This is a genomic window from Mycolicibacterium lutetiense (genome assembly GCF_017876775.1).
GTDB lineage: Bacteria > Actinomycetota > Actinomycetes > Mycobacteriales > Mycobacteriaceae > Mycobacterium > Mycobacterium lutetiense.
This window is the reverse complement of the sequence record NZ_JAGIOP010000002.1, coordinates 2,663,436-2,681,434: the sequence shown is the minus strand read 5'-3', so window position 1 is coordinate 2,681,434 and position 17,999 is coordinate 2,663,436. Positions and strand designations below refer to the sequence as shown.

General features: G+C 65.2%; 19 protein-coding genes and 1 pseudogene. 6 read left to right on the top strand and 14 right to left on the bottom strand.

Features of this window, described 5'->3' with window-relative positions; genetic code table 11:
* The 3 genes from JOF57_RS22245 to JOF57_RS22235 are packed head-to-tail and all read right to left on the bottom strand — an operon-like array spanning nucleotide 1 to nucleotide 2,922.
* Nucleotides 1–759: an ABC transporter ATP-binding protein gene (locus tag JOF57_RS22245; protein ID WP_209920080.1), complete on the bottom strand. Its 759-nt coding sequence runs from the start codon at nucleotides 757–759 to the stop codon at nucleotides 1–3.
* Nucleotide 760: 1 nt separating this feature from the next.
* Complete coding sequence (locus JOF57_RS22240; RefSeq protein ID WP_209920078.1) at nucleotides 761–1,600, bottom strand: ABC transporter permease; 840 nt, start codon at nucleotides 1,598–1,600, stop codon at nucleotides 761–763.
* Nucleotides 1,597–2,922: an aryl-sulfate sulfotransferase gene (locus tag JOF57_RS22235; protein WP_209920076.1), complete on the bottom strand. Its 1,326-nt coding sequence runs from the start codon at nucleotides 2,920–2,922 to the stop codon at nucleotides 1,597–1,599. Before JOF57_RS22235 ends, JOF57_RS22240 begins: the two co-directional genes overlap by 4 nt.
* Nucleotides 2,923–3,079: 157 nt before the next feature.
* On the opposite strand from JOF57_RS22235, the gene JOF57_RS22230 reads away from it, so the two are divergent.
* On the top strand, nucleotides 3,080–4,099 hold the full coding sequence (locus JOF57_RS22230) for a LacI family DNA-binding transcriptional regulator (protein WP_307870072.1): 1,020 nt from the start codon (nucleotides 3,080–3,082) through the stop codon (nucleotides 4,097–4,099).
* Nucleotides 4,100–4,109: 10 nt separating this feature from the next.
* Here the strand turns inward: JOF57_RS22230 and JOF57_RS22225 are convergent, their stop codons facing one another.
* The gene (locus JOF57_RS22225; RefSeq protein WP_209920074.1) at nucleotides 4,110–5,432 is read right to left on the bottom strand and encodes a DUF445 domain-containing protein; all 1,323 of its coding nucleotides are present in this window, start codon (nucleotides 5,430–5,432) and stop codon (nucleotides 4,110–4,112) included.
* A gap of 4 nt (nucleotides 5,433–5,436) precedes the next feature.
* Nucleotides 5,437–6,258, bottom strand: coding sequence for an Abi-alpha family protein (locus JOF57_RS22220; protein WP_209920072.1), 822 nt, complete (start codon nucleotides 6,256–6,258; stop codon nucleotides 5,437–5,439).
* Between the two features lie 306 nt (nucleotides 6,259–6,564).
* On the opposite strand from JOF57_RS22220, the gene dnaK reads away from it, so the two are divergent.
* Genes dnaK through JOF57_RS22200 form a run of 4 tightly spaced genes read left to right on the top strand, consistent with a single transcriptional unit; the run spans nucleotide 6,565 to nucleotide 10,622 of the window.
* Nucleotides 6,565–8,418, top strand: coding sequence for a molecular chaperone DnaK (dnaK, locus tag JOF57_RS22215; protein ID WP_209920070.1), 1,854 nt, complete (start codon nucleotides 6,565–6,567; stop codon nucleotides 8,416–8,418).
* Nucleotides 8,415–9,029, top strand: a complete 615-nt coding sequence (gene grpE, locus JOF57_RS22210; RefSeq protein ID WP_209920069.1) for a nucleotide exchange factor GrpE — start codon at nucleotides 8,415–8,417, stop codon at nucleotides 9,027–9,029. Before dnaK ends, grpE begins: the two co-directional genes overlap by 4 nt.
* Nucleotides 9,030–9,066: 37 nt before the next feature.
* Entirely contained in the window at nucleotides 9,067–10,236 is a 1,170-nt protein-coding gene (gene dnaJ / locus JOF57_RS22205; RefSeq protein ID WP_209920067.1) for a molecular chaperone DnaJ, read from the top strand.
* Nucleotides 10,233–10,622 carry a heat shock protein transcriptional repressor HspR gene (locus JOF57_RS22200; RefSeq protein ID WP_209920065.1) on the top strand — a complete coding sequence of 130 codons (390 nt, stop codon included), beginning with the start codon at nucleotides 10,233–10,235 and terminating at the stop codon, nucleotides 10,620–10,622. Before dnaJ ends, JOF57_RS22200 begins: the two co-directional genes overlap by 4 nt.
* A 12-nt stretch (nucleotides 10,623–10,634) precedes the next feature.
* On the opposite strand, the gene JOF57_RS22195 is transcribed toward JOF57_RS22200, so the two are convergent.
* Genes JOF57_RS22195 through JOF57_RS22185 form a run of 3 tightly spaced genes read right to left on the bottom strand, consistent with a single transcriptional unit; the run spans nucleotide 10,635 to nucleotide 13,743 of the window.
* Nucleotides 10,635–11,537, bottom strand: a complete 903-nt coding sequence (locus JOF57_RS22195) for an aldose 1-epimerase (protein ID WP_209920063.1) — start codon at nucleotides 11,535–11,537, stop codon at nucleotides 10,635–10,637.
* Nucleotides 11,538–11,555: 18 nt separating this feature from the next.
* The gene (locus JOF57_RS22190) at nucleotides 11,556–12,722 is read right to left on the bottom strand and encodes an FAD-binding oxidoreductase (RefSeq protein WP_209920061.1); all 1,167 of its coding nucleotides are present in this window, start codon (nucleotides 12,720–12,722) and stop codon (nucleotides 11,556–11,558) included.
* Nucleotides 12,709–13,743, bottom strand: coding sequence for an ABC transporter permease (locus JOF57_RS22185; protein ID WP_209920059.1), 1,035 nt, complete (start codon nucleotides 13,741–13,743; stop codon nucleotides 12,709–12,711). The genes JOF57_RS22190 and JOF57_RS22185 overlap by 14 nt, the downstream gene beginning before the upstream one ends.
* Before the next feature lie 100 nt (nucleotides 13,744–13,843).
* Between JOF57_RS22185 and JOF57_RS22180 the strand changes: the two genes are divergently transcribed.
* Nucleotides 13,844–14,473 (top strand): TetR/AcrR family transcriptional regulator, encoded by a 630-nt coding sequence (locus JOF57_RS22180; protein WP_209920057.1) that lies wholly within the window; start codon nucleotides 13,844–13,846, stop codon nucleotides 14,471–14,473.
* Nucleotides 14,474–14,484: 11 nt separating this feature from the next.
* Here JOF57_RS22180 and JOF57_RS22175 read toward each other — a convergent pair whose 3' ends face one another.
* The 6 genes and pseudogenes from JOF57_RS22175 to JOF57_RS22155 form a co-directional block, all read right to left on the bottom strand.
* Nucleotides 14,485–15,204, bottom strand: coding sequence for an EspA/EspE family type VII secretion system effector (locus tag JOF57_RS22175; RefSeq protein ID WP_209920055.1), 720 nt, complete (start codon nucleotides 15,202–15,204; stop codon nucleotides 14,485–14,487).
* A gap of 149 nt (nucleotides 15,205–15,353) precedes the next feature.
* On the bottom strand, nucleotides 15,354–16,043 hold the full coding sequence (locus tag JOF57_RS22170) for a hypothetical protein (protein ID WP_234939121.1): 690 nt from the start codon (nucleotides 16,041–16,043) through the stop codon (nucleotides 15,354–15,356).
* A 3-nt stretch (nucleotides 16,044–16,046) separates the two neighbouring features.
* A pseudogene (locus tag JOF57_RS31360) lies at nucleotides 16,047–16,151 on the bottom strand (DUF2510 domain-containing protein); the annotation flags it as partial.
* A gap of 25 nt (nucleotides 16,152–16,176) precedes the next feature.
* Nucleotides 16,177–16,764 (bottom strand): hypothetical protein, encoded by a 588-nt coding sequence (locus tag JOF57_RS22165; protein ID WP_209920053.1) that lies wholly within the window; start codon nucleotides 16,762–16,764, stop codon nucleotides 16,177–16,179.
* A 100-nt stretch (nucleotides 16,765–16,864) separates the two neighbouring features.
* Nucleotides 16,865–17,182 carry a type VII secretion target gene (locus tag JOF57_RS22160; RefSeq protein ID WP_209920051.1) on the bottom strand — a complete coding sequence of 106 codons (318 nt, stop codon included), beginning with the start codon at nucleotides 17,180–17,182 and terminating at the stop codon, nucleotides 16,865–16,867.
* Nucleotides 17,183–17,349: 167 nt separating this feature from the next.
* A complete protein-coding gene (locus JOF57_RS22155; RefSeq protein ID WP_234938213.1) occupies nucleotides 17,350–17,910 on the bottom strand; it encodes a hypothetical protein in 561 nt (186 codons plus the stop codon).
* Nucleotides 17,911–17,999 lie beyond the last annotated feature (89 nt).

Here is a 17,999-nt window from a genome sequence, read left to right as displayed (position 1 = left end):
TCAGTGCACGACGTGGTCGATGCCGAGCTGGTGGTGCAGGGTTTTGCGAATCTCGCTGTAGCCCGGCTGATCTGCCAGCGCATCGGCCGGACGCGGGCGGCTCAGCGGATTGGTGATCTGATCGACGATCTGTCCGTCGCGCAACACGCTGACGGTGTCACCGAGCCGGATCGCCTCGTCGATGTCGTGTGTGACGAACACGATCGTGCGGTTCAGCCGCGTCCACAAATCGATCAGCAGATCCTGCATGCGCAGACGGGTCAGCGCGTCGAGCGCCGCGAACGGTTCGTCCATCAACATGACCGTCGGCTCCCCGGCCAGCACCCGGGCGATGCTGACCCGCTGCCGCATACCGCCCGACAACTCACCGGGACGCTGTGCCGCCACCTCGTCACGCAGGCCCACCAAGTCGAGCAGTTCGTGAATCTTGCCCCGGCGCTCACGTTTTGACAGTCGTCGGGCCGCGAGGGCGAAGTCGATGTTGTCGGCGACCGTCATCCATGGGAACAGCACGTCGCGCTGGAAGGCGACGCCCCGGCGGGGATGCGGTGAGGTGACTGTCTCGCCGCTATCGGTCACCGAGCCCGCGGTGGCCGTGATGAGACCGGCAAGACAGTGCAGCAGAGTCGATTTACCGCTGCCGGAGGCACCGACGAGGACGGAGAAGGATCCGTCGGGAATGGTCAGGGAGATGCCCTTCAGCGTCGGCTCCTGCTTGCCGGGGAACCTCACCACGAGGTCGTGGGTCTCGATGGCCATCTCAGCGCTCCTCATGGGCCCAGCGGGTAAATGGGGACGTGACCGAGGCGACGAGCAGGTCGCACAGGGCCCCGACGATGCCCAGGATGATCAGGCAGAAGATCAGGCGATCGGCCTGGGAGAACAGCTGTGCCTGAGAGATCCGATACCCGATACCCGATGTGGTGCCGGTCATCTCGGCCACCACGATGAGCACAAACGCCATCGCGGCACCCACCCGCAGGCCGGACGCGATGTCGGGGGCCGCCTCGGGCAGCACCACTCGCGACAGGGTCTGCCAACGGCCGGCCCCCAGGCAGCGGGCAGCTTTCAGATAGTCGACCGGGGTGCTTGCCAACCCGGAGTGGCTGTTGATCCACACCGGGACGAAGACGCCGAGTGCGATGACCAGGAGCTTGCTGGTCTCGCCCAGCCCGAACCACAGGATCGCCAACGGGACGAGGCCGATCGTCGGGATCGGCGAGAACACCCGCAGTGCCGGTTGCAGCAGGTTGCGGCCCGCGGTAGTGGTGGCGGTGAACACCGCGATGGCAATCCCGGCGGCCGCGCCGATCGCGAAACCGACTGCCGCTCTTTGTAAACTGGCGACGATGTCGTCGAACAGCAGGCCGTCGGTCCACAGGGTGCGGCCGGCGGTGAGGATCTCGGGCACGCTCGGGAACAGCTGTCGCGGGAACCGTCCGGTTGCCACGATCAGCGACCACAGGGCCGCGGCGATCCCCAGCCCGGCGAGCGTCCAACCGAGGACGCTCAGCCGGGCGAATGCCGACCGCAGCAGAGCTGGGGCCGGGCGCTGTGGCGGGCTCGCCGTCGTGCCGCGAACCGCCAAACCGGCTGTCACGGTAGGTGTCCCGGCTCAAGTCCCACGGCGTGCAGTGGGTGGCGCAACGTGCCCTCGGGTACCCAGTCGAACGGCACGGCCTGCGACCGGTACACCAGCGCGGTCCGGGTGAGCCGGTCGACCCCGGGCACCCTGGTTTGCTTGACCTCGGGTTCACCGGCCACGCCGTACCCCTGATACGGGCTGTGATACTCCCACACCACGTCGCCGTCGGGGGTGACCTGGAACAACCGCCCCTGCATCCCCTCGGTGATCAGGGTGTTGCCGTTGGGTAGACGCTGCGCATTGCTGACGAACGAACTGAAGAAGGTCCACGACGGCAGGCCGGAGTCCTCGGCGGTGTACTGCCACACGATTTCCTTGGTAGCAGGGTCGATTTCGAGCACCCGGGAGCCGGCGTAGATGCCCAGCGGCGCCGCTGGATACCCGGCCCCGCCCTGGTTGTCGAACGCCAGGATGTTGCCTGCGCCCGGGAGGCCCGTGGCGATCATGTGCGGGTTGTGCTGACCGGAGGTCTGATCGACCGGTCGCGGCACTTTGTGCACGTTGATGCGCTGGTGCTGGGCGCCGAACTCGGCGTCGTAGTAGGGCCCCAACTTCCAGGCGATCGTTCCGGAGGCCTTGTCGATCAACGCGATGATGTTGGCCTTGCGGAAGCTGATCAGGATGTTGTCGGGGTGGAAGATAGAGCCCGGATCGTCGACGTGCCACCGGTTGGGTCCGAGAGTTTTGGCGCTGTTCATCTCCAGATAGCCCCAGGGATCGTCGGGGTCGCGAGCAACGGCCTGCCGCAGGGCATCCCACCCGGCATCGGAGAATCCGAACTCGTCGAGATGGTCACCGGCCAGCCACTGCCAGACGACCTCGCCTTCTGGCGTCACCTCGTAGAGCCCCTGGTCTCCGACGGTGTAGTCGCCGAGACTTGGCACCACACGGGGAACGGTGGTCAGGATCAGTCGGTTTCCGCTCGGCAGCAGCTCCCAGTCGTGGTTCTGCCGGGCCGCGCCGTCCGGTGCCTGCGTGCCCCACTCCCAGACCACCTCGCCGGCCCAGTCGAGTTGGCCGACGGTACCGTTGGCGTAGATGCCGCCGCGGGCATCGTCGCTGTCGGACAGTTGCACACCGACATCGCCGATACGCCCATCGTTGAGCGCCGGGTCCAGGATGCGCGGTGGCACACCGGCATACGGCCACTCGTGCTTCACGGTGCCATTGAGGTCGATCAGTCGGGTGACCCCGTCGGCGCCGGTGAACAGGACGTAGCTGTCGTAGGCGAGTTCGGGGTCGAGGTAGCTGACTCCGGTGAGTCGTACGTATGCCATGTCAGTTACTCCACCAGCGCCCGGTTACCACCATGGGTCCTCCTCGTTACGGTTCTAATCGATTAGCGTAGGCATGCGAATCGTGGACGGAACCGTCACAATCGATGTGATTCAAACTCTTTCGAGTGGTCACCGACGAGCGGAGGGTCCAGCTGTTGTGAGTGGTAAACGTCCGACCCTGGCTGACGTGGCCCACCGCGCCGGCACCTCGACGGCGGTGGTGAGCTACGTTCTCAACAACGGGCCACGCCCGGTATCAGAATTGTTGCGGGTCAAGGTCATCCGTGCGATCGACGAGTTGAACTACCGGCCGGATGGTCGCGCCAGAGCGTTGCGTCGGCCGCGGCGCTGGCAGCAGATCGGACTGCTGGTTCCCGATCTCACGCTGCCCCTGTTCGGTGAGTTCGTGGGGCGGATCGAAGTGGAAGCGCGGGCGCGTCACCACCTGACCCTGATCGGCAACACCGGCTACGACCCCGAGCGGGAGCTCGAGTTCGTCACCGCATTCGCCGAGGTCGGTGTCGACGGGCTGCTGGTGGTCGGCGCGGTGAACGCCCCGCACACGGCGAATCTCTGTCGGCGAGAACGCATTCCCGTGGTGTGGATGCACAACATCCGCGGCGCGATCGAGACGGACATCATCGGGGTGGATCACGTCCATGCCGGCGAACTCATCGCGCGACACCTGCTCGACATCCACGACTGTCGCGACGTCGCTTTCGTCGGCGGTGTCACTGCGGGCGATGTTCGGCACGGCGACCGGGAAACCGTGCAGCAGCGATTCGAGGGCGTCGCCTCCGTCGTCGGCCACAGCCTCCCGCACATCCGCACCGACCTCACCCCGGCGGGCGCCTACGGTGCGGTCGCGGAGTATCTGCACGGCAGCGCTCCGCCGCAGGCGTTCGTGGTCGGGACCTACGGGCAGACAGCGGCCACAATTCGGGCGATCGCCGATGCGGGCCTGCGGATCCCCGGCGACATCCGGGTTGTCGGGTTCGACGGTGCCGCGGCCGACTACGGACGGCTGCGACTCACCACCGTGCAGCAACCTGTCGATGTGCTGGCCCGTGAGGCCCTCGGCCGGCTACTGGGCGATTCACCGCGCGCCGACGATGGTTTCGTGCCGACGCTGAGGGTGGGGGAGACCTGCGGCTGTGCCGCCTCCCCGACCGGCTGAGATCTGCCGGCTAGTGGTGCAGCACCGTTCGCACCAGCTCCGGCAGTGCCGAGGACGCGGCGGGTTCGTTGCCGAAGTGCTCGATGACCTGCACCTGGATCTCGCCGACGAGGCCGCCGAGAATGGCACCGACCGCGATCATGGTCGGCTCGTCATCCTTGAACACCGGGCGCAGGATCGACTCGTACTCCTCGTTGGTGAGCTGACCCATCTTGTCGATGATGGTCTGCTCCAGGTCGAGGGCGCCCATGGCGTAGTCCTGTGCGTCGACCAACGTGGTGGGCAGCCGCTCGAGCACTATCTGCACCAGGTTGTCCTTGAATGCGTTGTAGCGCTGGGTGCCGACGGCGAACTTGACCAGGGGTGTCGCGATGCCGGTCTGGGCGTCGATGGCCGCTTCGACCTCCTTGCCGATGAGCGAGAACAATTTGTCGGCACCCGGTCCGCGCAGCACACCGTCGAACAGGATCTCGGGGGAAAACAGGTCCTCGGACAGGATCCGCGCGTAGTCCTTGGTGATGGTGTCGCGCTGGGCGTGCAGCAATCCCTGGAACGGGATGAAACCGAAGAACTTGATCGGCTGCACGGGCCGGAACAACATGTTGAGCGCGATGTAGTCACTGATGAGGCCGACGCCGAAGCCGAAAGCCGGCATGATCCACGGATTCTGGAACAACGCCCAGGCGACCACCTGGACCAGGCCGATCGCCAGCCCGAAATAGATTCCGCTGCGACGGACGAATGCCATCGCATTGTCGCCGAGCCCGCGCATCAGCTTGTTGAGCTTGTCCTTGTTGCGGACCAGCGTCGTGACCGCCAGGTACTGGATGTCGACGAACCGGTTGAGGTCCGACCGCATCTCGTTGAGCATCTTCTCGACGATCTTCGGCGTCTGGTCGTGGACGCGCGACATGATCGCGTTGCGGGCGGCATCGGGCAGCGAATCCCACAGTCCGGGCCGGATCTGCTCGGCGATGTCGCGGGAGACCTCATCGACCGCCTGGGTGAGCGGCTCCCGCAGCGCGTCGACGGCTTCTCTGGCGTCGACCTTCTCCAGCAGCTCTTCGGGTTTCAGCAGGTTCTGGGTGAGCAGCTCGATGGTCTTGGACCCCACCTTGCCGGCGCGGCGGGGCACGATGCCCTGCCAACCGAACGGGCCGATGCCCTTGAACTCCATCGGCCGGTACAGCATCTCGAGCGCGACGATCTTGGTGCTCCAGCCCACAAAAGCCGCGACGAACGGCATGGACAGGTAGATCAGCCAGTTGACGCCGAAATCGGCCTTGATCTCCTGCCACGTCTGGACCGCGAGAATCGTCTCGCTGGTGCTCATGCCCTCACGAACCGTCTCGCAGCACCGCGGACTCCCACAGCCCCCGCCCCAGGCTCGACAGCGACAGGGTCAGCTTCTCCACCCGGGCGACCAACGGCCCGCGGGATCCGGTCTTGATCGCCTGCAACACCATCGGCTCGGCCAGGAGCACTTCATACTCGGACTTCTGGGAAGGGTCCTCGGGGCCGGTCTCGACCAGGCCCAGCGACAGCAGATGTCCGACGTACTGCGGGACCATGCCGGGCAACGCCACATTGGCCGTGCGGCCGATCAGGCAGGCATGCTCCAGAACCGCTTGACCGGGGGTGCGTGATCGGGTCCAGGAGTGGACGTTGACCAGCGGCGAAGCATCCCCTTCGGAGAGCGCACCGATGATCCGTGCTTCGTCGGCGACCAACTGGTCGAGCAGGCGGTGGTACAACTCCACCTGGCTGCCCGCGGTGCTCTGATCCAGGGCCCGGTCGAGCAGGCGGTCCATCTTGGTGTTGAGAGACTCGGCTGTGGGCTCCTCCGGCGTGGCGATTGTCGCCTGCCGGGGCGCCGCCGCGTCGATGGCCTCCAGCCGGTTCTTCACCAGTTGGGCCAGCTGCTCTTCGCCCCAGGCGGCCAGCTTCATGCTGGTCTTCGCGGCGTCGAGCGCGCGATCGGCGATACCGAACGGGTCGTACCGCTTCGACACGAGCGGCCGTGGGTTGCGCGGGGTGCGGATGGCAATGGCGATGTCGCCGATCGGAGTGGCGAATCTGAATCCCCGGCGCTGGTACCCGTGCTTGGTGGGCTTCTCCTCGGGCACGTTCGCGCCGGTCCTGGTTATCTCGTCTGTCATCGCCGATCGATCCCCCTCAATTGGCTGATTGCGCCCTAGGGCGACATATCACGCCGCGGTCGAGCGGACCGGCGGCATCTGATTATGGGGCACGGTACCCGGTACGCGCGGTACCGAGTGGGGGCGACGGCGCCTGCTCAAAAAAAATTGCCGGCGCCGGGAACAAAACCGCTGAACCCCCCGTTAACCACACCGACAGCAAGTTGAGTGACTGAGACTCAAGTCTGGGTTGACAATCTATGCTCGCCCGGAGCAAGCTTGAGCGCAGTCCGCTCAGACCCCTATATCTCTACAGGAGGCAACACCATGGCTCGTGCGGTCGGCATCGACCTCGGGACCACCAACTCATGCGTGGCGGTCCTGGAAGGCGGCGACCCCGTCGTCGTCGCAAACTCTGAGGGCTCCCGGACCACCCCGTCCGTCGTCGCATTCGCGCGCAACGGCGAGGTGCTGGTCGGTCAGCCCGCCAAGAACCAGGCGGTAACCAACGTCGACCGGACCATCCGTTCGGTCAAGCGTCACATGGGTACCGATTGGACCGTCGAGATCGACGGCAAGAACTACACGGCGCAGGAGATCAGCGCGCGCACGCTGCAGAAGTTGAAGCGCGACGCGGAGGCCTACCTCGGTGAGGACATCACCGACGCGGTCATCACCGTGCCCGCCTACTTCAACGACGCCCAGCGTCAGGCTACGAAGGAAGCCGGGCAGATCGCCGGCATGAACGTGCTGCGCATCGTCAACGAGCCCACCGCGGCCGCCCTGGCCTACGGCCTGGACAAGGGCAGCAAGGAACAGACCATCCTGGTCTTCGACCTCGGTGGCGGCACGTTCGACGTCTCGCTGCTGGAGATCGGCGACGGTGTCGTCGAGGTGCGTGCCACCTCCGGTGACAACCACCTCGGTGGCGACGACTGGGACGACCGGATCGTCGAGTGGCTGGTCGATAAGTTCAAGGCCACCAGTGGCATTGACCTGACCAAGGACAAGATGGCGATGCAGCGGCTGCGTGAAGCGGCCGAGAAGGCCAAGATCGAACTCAGCTCCTCGCAGAGCACCTCGATCAACCTGCCCTACATCACCGTCGACGCCGACAAGAACCCGCTGTTCCTCGACGAGCAGCTGACCCGCGCCGAGTTCCAGAAGATCACTCAGGATCTGCTGGACCGCACCCGTGCACCGTTCCAGTCGGTGATCAAGGATGCCGGCATCTCGGTCGGCGAAATCGATCACGTGGTGCTGGTGGGTGGTTCCACCCGTATGCCCGCCGTGACCGAGCTGGTCAAGGAAATGACCGGCGGCAAGGAGCCCAACAAGGGCGTCAACCCGGACGAGGTTGTCGCAGTGGGCGCCGCGCTGCAGGCCGGTGTGCTCAAGGGCGAGGTGAAAGACGTTCTGCTGCTTGACGTCACCCCGCTGTCCCTCGGTATCGAAACCAAGGGCGGCGTGATGACCAAGCTGATCGAGCGCAACACCACCATCCCGACCAAGCGGTCGGAGACCTTCACCACCGCCGACGACAACCAGCCGTCGGTGCAGATCCAGGTCTTCCAGGGTGAGCGCGAATTCGCAGCGGAAAACAAGCTGCTCGGATCCTTCGAGCTGACCGGCATCCCGCCGGCCCCCCGCGGCGTGCCGCAGATCGAGGTCACCTTCGACATCGACGCCAACGGCATCGTGCACGTCACCGCCAAGGACAAGGGCACCGGCAAGGAAAACACGATCAAGATCCAGGAAGGCTCCGGCCTGTCCAAGGAAGAGATCGACCGGATGATCAAGGATGCCGAGGTGCACGCCGACGAGGACAAGAAGCGTCGCGAAGAGGCTGACATCCGCAACCAGGCCGAGTCGCTGGTCTACCAGACGGAGAAGTTCGTCAAGGAGCAGCGTGAGGCCGAAGGCGGATCGAAGGTTCCCGAGGACACCTTGACCAAGGTCGACGGTGCGATCGCCGAAGCCAAGTCGGCGCTGGAAGGCAACGACATCTCCGCGATCAAGGACGCCATGGAGAAGCTCGGCGTCGAGTCGCAGGGGTTGGGCCAGGCGATCTACGAGGCCACCCAGGCCGAGCAGGCTGCCGGTGGCGCCGATTCGGGTGCCGCTGCGGATGACAACGTGGTGGACGCCGAGGTTGTCGACGATGATCAGGAGACCAAGTGACCGAGAACGATTCGCACGAGCCGGTGACCGTCACCGACAAACGGCGCATCGATCCCGACACCGGTGAGGTTCGTGAGCAGGCGCCGGCCCCTGGTGGGCCGGCGCCCGCCGCCCCCGAGACGGGGGAGTCGGGGAGCGATAGCGACGAGGTCGCCGAGCTCAAGGCCACGCTGCAACGCGTGAAGGCCGAATACGACAACTACCGCAAGCGGTCCCTGCGCGATCAGCAGGTCACCGCCGACCGGGCCAAGTCCGCCGTCATCACCCAGTTACTGGGTGTCCTCGACGATCTGGACCGGGCCCGCAGCCACGGTGACCTGGAATCCGGTCCGCTCAAGTCGGTTGCCGACAAGCTTGTCGGTGCGCTTGAGGGACAGGGTCTTTCCGGGTTCGGCGCGGAGGGTGACGAGTTCGATCCGTCACTGCACGAAGCCGTGCAGCACGAGGGCGAGGGCACTCACCCTGTGGTCGGGACCGTGATGCGCCGGGGTTACCGGATCGGTGACCAGGTGGTCAGGCACGCCATGGTCGGCGTGGTCGACACCGTGCCGCCGACGGAAGCGGAAAATGCTGACGCCGCAGGCGATCAGGCCGCAGAATCAGACAATTAGTCCAACCAACTAGAGAGAAGAGGTAAGGAGGTGGCGCATGGCCCAACGTGAGTGGGTCGAGAAGGACTTCTACAAGGAGCTCGGCGTCTCCTCTGACGCCAGCGCCGACGAGATCAAGAAGGCCTACCGGAAACTCGCCTCCGAACTGCATCCCGACCGCAATCCCGATGCGGGAGCGGCCGAGCGGTTCAAGGCGGTTTCCGAAGCCAACAGTGTCTTGTCGGACCCCGCGAAGCGCAAGGAGTACGACGAGACCCGTCGGCTGTTCTCCGGGGGTGGGCGTCGGTTCAACCCGGGCGGGAACTTCAACGGTGGATTCAGTTCCGACGGAGCCGAATTCAACCTGGGGGACCTGTTCGACGCCGCCGGCCAGAGCGGCGGCGCCAATATCGGTGACCTCTTCGGAGGGCTGTTCGGGCGCGGAGGTACGCAACCACGCCCGAGCCGGCCCCGCCGGGGCAACGATCTGGAAACCGAAACCGAGCTGTCCTTCTTGGAAGCCACCAAGGGCGTGGCCATGCCGCTGCGGCTGACCAGCCCGGCGCCGTGCACCAACTGCCACGGCAGCGGTGCGCGACCGGGAACCAGCCCCAAGGTATGTCCGAACTGCAACGGCTCCGGTGTGGTCAACCGCAACCAGGGGGCGTTCGGGTTCTCCGAACCCTGCACCGAATGCCGGGGCAGCGGTTCGATCATCGAGCACCCGTGTGCTGAATGTCAGGGCACCGGCGTCACCACCCGGACCCGCACGATCAATGTGCGGATCCCTCCGGGTGTGGAGGACGGTCAGCGAATTCGGCTGGCCGGACAGGGCGAGGCCGGGCTACGGGGTGCGCCCTCGGGCGACCTCTATGTCACCGTGCACGTGCGTCCCGACAAGGTGTTCGGGCGTGACGGCGACGACCTGACCGTCAGCGTTCCGGTCAGCTTCCACGAGTTGGCCCTTGGGGCAACGCTTTCCGTGCCCACCCTGGACGGCAAGGTCGGTGTGCGGGTGCCCAAGGGCACCTCCGACGGCCGGATCCTGCGGGTACGCGGGCGCGGGGTACCCAAGCGCTCCGGCGGCCACGGTGACCTGCTGGTCACGGTGAAGGTCGCGGTGCCGCCGAACCTCGAAGGGGAAGCGGCAGAGGCGCTGGAGGCGTATGCGAAAGCTGAACGGGCCAGTGGTTTCGATCCGCGGGCAGGTTGGGCGGGCAACATATGAGCCAGCGCAAAGAGGAAGCCCGTACGTTCTTGATCTCGGTGGCCGCCGAGCTGGCCGGTATGCACGCGCAGACCCTGCGCACATACGACCGGCTCGGCCTGGTCAGCCCGCAACGCAGTTCCGGCGGCGGGCGCCGCTACTCCGAGCGTGACGTCGACCTGCTCCGTGAGGTGCAGCGGCTGTCGCAGGACGAGGGCGTCAACCTGGCAGGTATCAAGCGCGTCATCGAACTCACCAATCAGGTTGATGCATTGCGCGCCCGGGTATCCGACCTGACCCAGCAGGTTGAACAACTGAGTGCCAACCAGCGTCATGAGGTGACGGTGTCGTCCAAGGCTGTGGTGCTGTGGCAGCCCGGAGCCGCTCGGCGGCGACATAGGCCGTAGTAGGGGTGCCCGCTAACCCGTTCTGATCGAAAAGGTGGCCGTCTCCGGACTTCCGGGGGCGGCCATTTTGTACTTGCCGCGGCGTAGTGCGTCGGTCGGTGCGGCCATCGGCTCGATCCCCACCACGCTGTCGCCGAGTGGAGCGAAGAGTTGGGCAGCGCCGTAGCCCCGGTCGAAGGTGACCTCCACCCGCGCTGCCCCGCCGGTCAGCGCGAACACCGCACCCTCGTCGACGTCGTCGAATCCGTCGTCCAACTCGGTGCTGCCCAGGCGCCTCGCCCCCGCCGTCCACGGTTGGGTTTCGCCGGTGGGCAAGCCCCGATCATCGACGCGCAAATGTCGCATGGCCGGGGTCTGTAACTGCCAATCCTCGCGCGGCACAGCGGGAATCGTCACGTAGGGGTGATAGCCGTAGCACAGCGGAACGGGTTGCCGGGCGGTTGGTGTCACGGTGGTCGCCACCGTGAGGGTCCGGTCGGCGAGCGTCACCGCCATCCTGACGCGGTGGGGAAACGGGAACGTCGCCAGCAGTCGTGGGTCGGTACCCCAGTCCAGCTCCGCTGTCAGCACGTTCTCCGATTTCTCGATCACCTGCCAGTCCGGGTTGGCTGCGATCACACCGTGGATCGGTGCCCCGTGTGCGTCGCCGCGCACGCCGTTCACCCCGGGGGTCACGTCCACCACCGCGTCATCGACCCGGTATTCGTTGGCACTCAATCGGTTTGCCCACGGATAGAGGATCGGGATGCCCATCGTCTTGCCGTCGGCGATATAGGCCTGCAGCCCGCGTCGCTGGCCCAGGTACTCGTCCGCTCCGTCGGCCAACGACGTACAGATCATCCCCGCGGCCGGAACATAGGTGGCCGTCAGCGACGACGACGGGTCAGACAGGGTGACTGGTTGAACCTCGGACATGCCGCCAGTTTGGCATCCTCAGCGCGTGAGCGGGTCGTGCTGGATGCGGTCGGCCGGCGCCCCTCGCGCGACCAGGGCCGCTTTGGTGGCGGTGACCATGTCCGGTCCACCGCACACCAGGATCTGCCGATCGCCCCAATTGCCGAATTTCGTCACGACCTCGGCCAGGGTGCCGGTCTGGCGCACGTGGAGCCCACGCGGCGGCCGGACGTCGGGATACTGGCCGGCCCACGGGGGATCGGTGCTGTACTCCGACACCGGGGTCACCGACAGCCACGGGTTTGTCGAGGCGATGTGCCACAGCGTTTTCAGGTCGTACAGTTCGCACGGATAGCGGCCGCCGAAGAACAGGTGCACGCGGGGATTCTCGCCGTGCAACGTCATGTCCATGATGATGTTGCGCAGCGGGGCCAGGCCCGTGCTGCCTGCCACCATCAGCACATCTTCGCCGTCGCGATCGACATGTAACCCGCCGTGCGGGCTGGACAGCCGCCAGCGGTCCCCGATCTTGGTTTCGGCGACGATGGCGGTGCTCACCATGCCGCCGGGCACCGACCGGACGTGGAACTCGATGGCCCCCGAGCGATCGGAGGGGATGGCCGGGCTCAGGTAGCGCCACCGGCGCGGCCACTGCGGAACCTGGACGGTGACGTACTGGCCGGGGTGATAGAACAGCGGCTCGTCGAGTTGCAGCCGGATCACCGAGACGTCGCGGGTGACCCGGTGATGCTCGATGACGGTGCCGTCGCGGTAGGCCGGGGATTCCTCGGCGTCGGCCGCGCCGCGCATCACCCCGATGATCAGGGCCACGGCATCGCGGGTCGCCTCGGCCAGGGAGTCGTGCCAGTCGGCTTCGAGATGGTCGTGCAGCGCGTTGTACAGCGCTTCCTGCATGGAGTCGTAATGCCCTTGCGTCACACCGTATTTGCGGTGGTCTCTGCCGAGTTGGGCCAGAAACGCCACCGGCTCTTCGGCGCGTTGGGCGATCAACTCCCCGAACAGCCACGTCAGGGCACGCGCGAACACATCGCGCTGGTGGTCCATGTCGGGGGGGAACAGATCGCGGGCCGAGAGGTCGGTGGCGAACCACCGGGTGTAGAAATCGCGGATCAGGGGCGCTGAGCCCTGCTCGGGGTCGACGGCGTTCTGCAGTGTCTGCAGCGCGTCACGGTCATCGAGGCCCACGGTGCTGCATCATAGGCGCGGTACGCCCGGGCCGCCGCAAAGCGGCGTTGATCACCAACATCAGTCCGACGATTGCCCAGCAACTGAGCACGATGATTGCTGTGTCGGCTCCGGCCCCGTCGAAGTAGGCGGTGGACCGCAGCAGGGTGGCAGTGGCGCCCTGCGGCAGCAGCTGGCCGAGCTGGCCCCAGCCGGACGGCAGCATCTCCGGTGCCGAGGTCAGCCCGGACAGCGGGTTGCCGAGCAGGAGGGCCAGCGCCGCGCCTACGCCCAGTCCGACCTTGCCGAACAGCGACCCCAGGCCGAGCATGAGCAATCCGGCGGCGGCGATCCCCAAGGTCAGTCCTGCGGCCACGCCCCAGAAGTTCGAGTCGATCGAACCCAACACATATTTCAATAGGCCTGCCACCGTGATGCCGGCGAGTGCGGAGAACACGATGGTGGCGGTCAGGCGGGTCCACACCTCGCGGCGCAGCATCAGGGTGAGGGCCACGGCAGGCAAAATCCCGGCCAGGGTGATCGGCAGGGCAGAGGCCGCCAGCCCGGTCCCGCGCGGATCCTGGTTGGTGGGCGGGGCAAGGTCCTCGGTGTGCAGGGCGACGCCTGAGTGTGCCGCGATGCCGCTACCGATCTGGGTGAGCAGTTGGGCGACGGCCGGGCTGCCTCCGGTGGCGGTCAGCAGGGCCGGCCCTTCAGGTCCGAAGACGATGCCGCCGTAGAGGTTTCGGTTGAGGATCGCCTCACGCAGGGCGGCCTCGCCGGGGTAGTAGGTGAGCTTGAACGCGCCGGGGGCCTGCTGTTCGAGGCGCTCGGCGATCTGGCTGGTGGCGGCCTGGGGTCCGGCCGCACCGATCGGGACGTTGTGGGGCTTGGATCGTGACGCCGGCAGGGCGAAGGCGATGGCCACGATCGCGATCACGACGGTCAGGGCGGCGACGATGCCCATGGCGCGCAGGGCGGCGGGTGGCGCGTGTTCGGGTGCTGCGTGATGGACGGCCGTGGGTGTCTGTGTCGAGAGCATCGTTTCCTCTTTTCATCCGGTGTTGAATTACCCGGTGGATGTGAGGGTAGGCCCGTTGCTACTCAAATTTCAATAGGTGTTGAAATGATAATGTCGACGTATGGCTTCACCTGGGAAAACTGCTACACGCCGCGGGCGGCGCCAGGGTGACCCGGTGTCTCGCGACGCCGTGCTGGCGGCTGCCAAGCTCCGCTTCGCCGCCGAGGGCTACGAGAAGACGACACTGCGCGGGATTGCATCCGACGCGAACGTCGACGCGTCGATGGTGCTTTACCTGTTCGGCTCGAAGGCCGACCTGTTCCGGGAATCGCTCCGGCTGATCCTCGATCCCGCCGTGCTGGTGGGTGCCTTGGAAGGGTCGGAGGGGGAGGTCGGCGAGCGCATGGTGCGCGTCTATCTGAAGATGTGGGAGGCGCCTGACACCGCAGCCAGCATGCGGGTCATGCTGCAGTCCGCGACGTCGAATTCCGATGCGCACGTGGCATTTCGAACGTTCATGCAGGATTACGTGCTCGCCGCGGTGTCAGGCGTACTGGGTGGCGGTGAGCAGGCTCGGCTGCGGGCCATGCTCGCCGCGTCGAGCCTCGTCGGTACCGCGATGCTGCGCTACGTGATGGAGGTCCCGCCGTTGGCGACACTCGACGGTGACGACATCGTGCGACTGCTCGCGCCGACCGTGACCCGCTACCTCACCGCCGATGCGGGTGAGCTGGGGTTGCCGGAGCTGTAGGTGGTCGGTTCCTACTGGCCGAACGTCGCGCTTGCTGCCACCTTGGTGTATTGCCCGATCACCTTCCCTACCTCGACAGCATTTGCTGCTGACTTGGCGGACATCGCCGACATCTGTCCGGCAGCGAGAGGCACAGAGCCGGCGACCGCGCCTATCTCGATCGCCATTGCGACAGCAGGACCTTGCGGACCGGAGACCTTCGCAATCATTGCGGGCAGGATCGCATAGCCCAGCACAGTCGCGCAGGTACCAAGAAACGAGCGCGTCTGATCGATTTGATTCGCCTGCTTGCGCACGATTGCTTCCAAGGCCTTGTCCGCTTCTGCGATCTCGCGCGCACGTTCCTGCTGCTTCGCATCTTGCCCTGTGTAGGCCTGCGAGGCGCCTCCTTGCCATCCAGCGGTCGGCTTCGCTGATTCCAGGGTGTCATGGACTTGGCCCAACTGCTCTGCGCCCTGCCCGAACCTGTCGCCAGTATCCGGATTGCCGATTCCGCAAGTGAGAGTCATACCTTGGATGCCCAACAGGCCGACATTGATGATGGGGGTTGCGACAGATTTCCCGATGAGCATCTGCACGAGCCCGATTGCGTCGGAACCCAGCCCGAGCTTGTCCCCGGCATCGTTATGAGACTTCGTGGACCACAGAGTGTTGGCATCCCCGAGATCGCTCAACTCGTCGCTCTTGCTGAGAGTCTTGCTAACCTTCTCCGCGGCATCCCAAAAGCTCATTCTTGTCTGGCCCTTCCTTCGTTGAGGTGAGCCTAACAGCGTCTCAACATGTTGCTATGCACCAATTTTGGGTGTTCCGAACGCGCCTTTGGCGTTCTCTGGGGCAACACTGGATGCACTGACGGCTGGTGTCCAGGCCGACGGGACACTCATCGGGCCCACCGCGAGAACGGCGCTAGCGAATCGAGATGGTCATACAGAAAATGTGCAAAAGTGGTGGCCAGCAGCAGCGTAGGTATTGGTGGTGACGTGGGATGCGCACAGTCGAGCCGGTAATCGAAGGTCGCGTACATGAACATGGCTTCGAGCTTGGATTGGTTCCGTTGACTATGTACCCGCCCGATCTCTGCACTGGTGCCGTAGATCGGTTCGTCGAGTTCCAACTTGGTGAACTTGGGGATATAGGAACGTATTTTGGTGGCGCCTAGCGATTGGTCCTGATATTCGAGCTCGAACGAAATTTTGGGGGTTCGGAAGTATTGCCAATACGAGCTGGTCTGCCGAAGACAACCGAGTTCACGGCCGTCGGGGTCGTGAACGTGCAGACGATGTTTGCCACGACCCGCGAATCCAACGGATCGGATGAACCGCAGCAGTTGGGTTCCATCGGGCCGAACGACCTCGAATACGAGTTCGCTGATTGCCTCAGCCCCCAGGGGGGGTGCTTTCAGTAGTTGGACCAACGCGAGTAGTTGCCCACGCGGGTTCGTAATCGAGCAACGGATATCGGAGCCCGCTTCACCGCGGATTGGTTGGAGGAACAGAGTGGGTTCCCCGAACGGGTACCCGCCTGAAGTCAGCGGCGGGGCAGGGACCTTGGCCGCGGTCGGCGGTTGCATCGGCGGACCAGATGCCGCGTGGGCTGTCCACTGCCTGCCGTCGAAGTACCGGATCTGATGAGTGTTCCAAGGGTCGGTAAACCATCCCGCCTGCGGCGGTGGTGGCACGCTTTCGTTGATGGTCGCCCCTCGGTCAGTCTTCGCGCTCGGTGTGCCGTGCGATGAGCGCAACGTCGGCCTCGTGGGCCTGTTCCGGTGTGGCGAACGGCATGTTGGTCTCCACGAAATCCCGCGCGTCGCGCAGATCCATGCCCTGCTCGACGAGCATGTTCACCACGCCGACATGCACGGCAGCCGTAGCTTTCGTGGCCGCCACGCCTGCCACGAACCGGATCTCTTCAGCCAGTTGGGATTCGGTCAAGGTGGTTACCTTTGGATCCAGATCGACCTGGGCGACCGACCCGCCGAGGTAGGCCGTCACCGAGACGGTGCCCGGCGGGTTGATCGCCTGGACCACGGGGCCCTTTGCCTCGTCCGCGGTAGCCGCGTCGGTCTCGACCGCGCCGAAAACGTCGTCCTCATCGTCTTCGACGTCAGCGCCGGTGAAGTCGTCTACACCTCCGAGGCTGGTTCCCTGGTCGATTTCGCCTACGGAGTATTCCGGCAGTGCGTCAATTCCCGACCCGCCATCGTCGGGTTGGGGTGGTGTGTCGAAGTCGAGCGCATCCAAACCCGTGTCGTCGGAGTGGAAGAACTCATCGTCCGGATCGTGTGTGGTCACGTATCTGAAGTCCCGATTCTGATCGACGGCCGGCGCGAGCCGAGACAATTGCCTTTGATTCGAACGTTACCGCTGACGAAGTTGCCAGCTGGTAGTGGTCTCAGCGTGGATGCATCTCTTTACCGAGTTTGCCCGCCTCTTGCGTGTCGGACTGGTCGTAACGTGACGCTGCCAGCCCCAGTCGGCTCGACAGGCTGTTCGAAACGGAGTTCAAACCAGCGCAGGCAGCAGCCCGTGCTGCTTCTGCCGCTGCGACGGCCGCGTTGGCCGCTGAGCAGACGACGCCGTGATTGACCATCATTGACGTGCTGACGCCGTGCGACGCAGCGGCGGCCGCGAGGATTTGTTGTGCGGCGGTGTTCTGTCGCTCTGCAAGTTCGAGCACGTGTGAGGTAATCACGCGCAGTTCGCCGGACATGCTTTTCTCCTTGTGCGTGTTCGCAGTTGGTGGCGACCTCGGTCCCAGTGCCACATCTGCAGGCATTCACTCCCGTCTTGGAGGAGACCCTAACAGCGCGCTGAGGCGCCTCGTCGCACCAATCTCGGTGCCCGGCTTCGCAAGCGCGGTTGGAATGCGCGTTCCCATCAATTGTTCCGGGACGGCCAGCGCGTTCCGCCAAACGGACCGCCTATCTGGATCCGGTCATACATGTAGTGCGCGAAGGCCGTAGTCAGCATCAGCGCGGGGAGCGGGTGTGATGTTCGCGCGCAGCAGTCCAGTGTGTAGTCGTAATGCGGATTGCGTGATCCCGTGTTGGGGTGCCAGCGGCGATCCACGTGGCCGAGCACTGCGCCGGCTGCATCGTAAATCGGTTCGTGGACCTTCTTGTCCATTTGCATGATGGTGGTGCCGATATTGGACCGTCCGAGACGTTGTCCGTCAAACTCCAGCTCCATCGTCAAGGTGTAGATGCGCCAGCGCGAGCCACCTCGACGGAGACGCCCCAAGTCCTGTCCAGTGGCGTCATGCACCTGGATGGATAGTCCGGTGTACGCCCCGGAGCTGGTGAAGTACAGCAACGGCGCCCCGTCGGGACGAGTCATCACTAACGTCATCCCCTCGGTTCCCCGAGTGATCCAGCCAATCTTCGTCGTCGGTTGAATCAATCCGATGTGCTGGCCGCGGGCGTTCTCGACGCCGCACATGATGCTGGCGTCCGATGGCGTCGCGATGGCCCGCAGGATCAGGACCTGTTCCCCAAACGGATAACCGGTATCCCAGGCGTAGTCGGAAG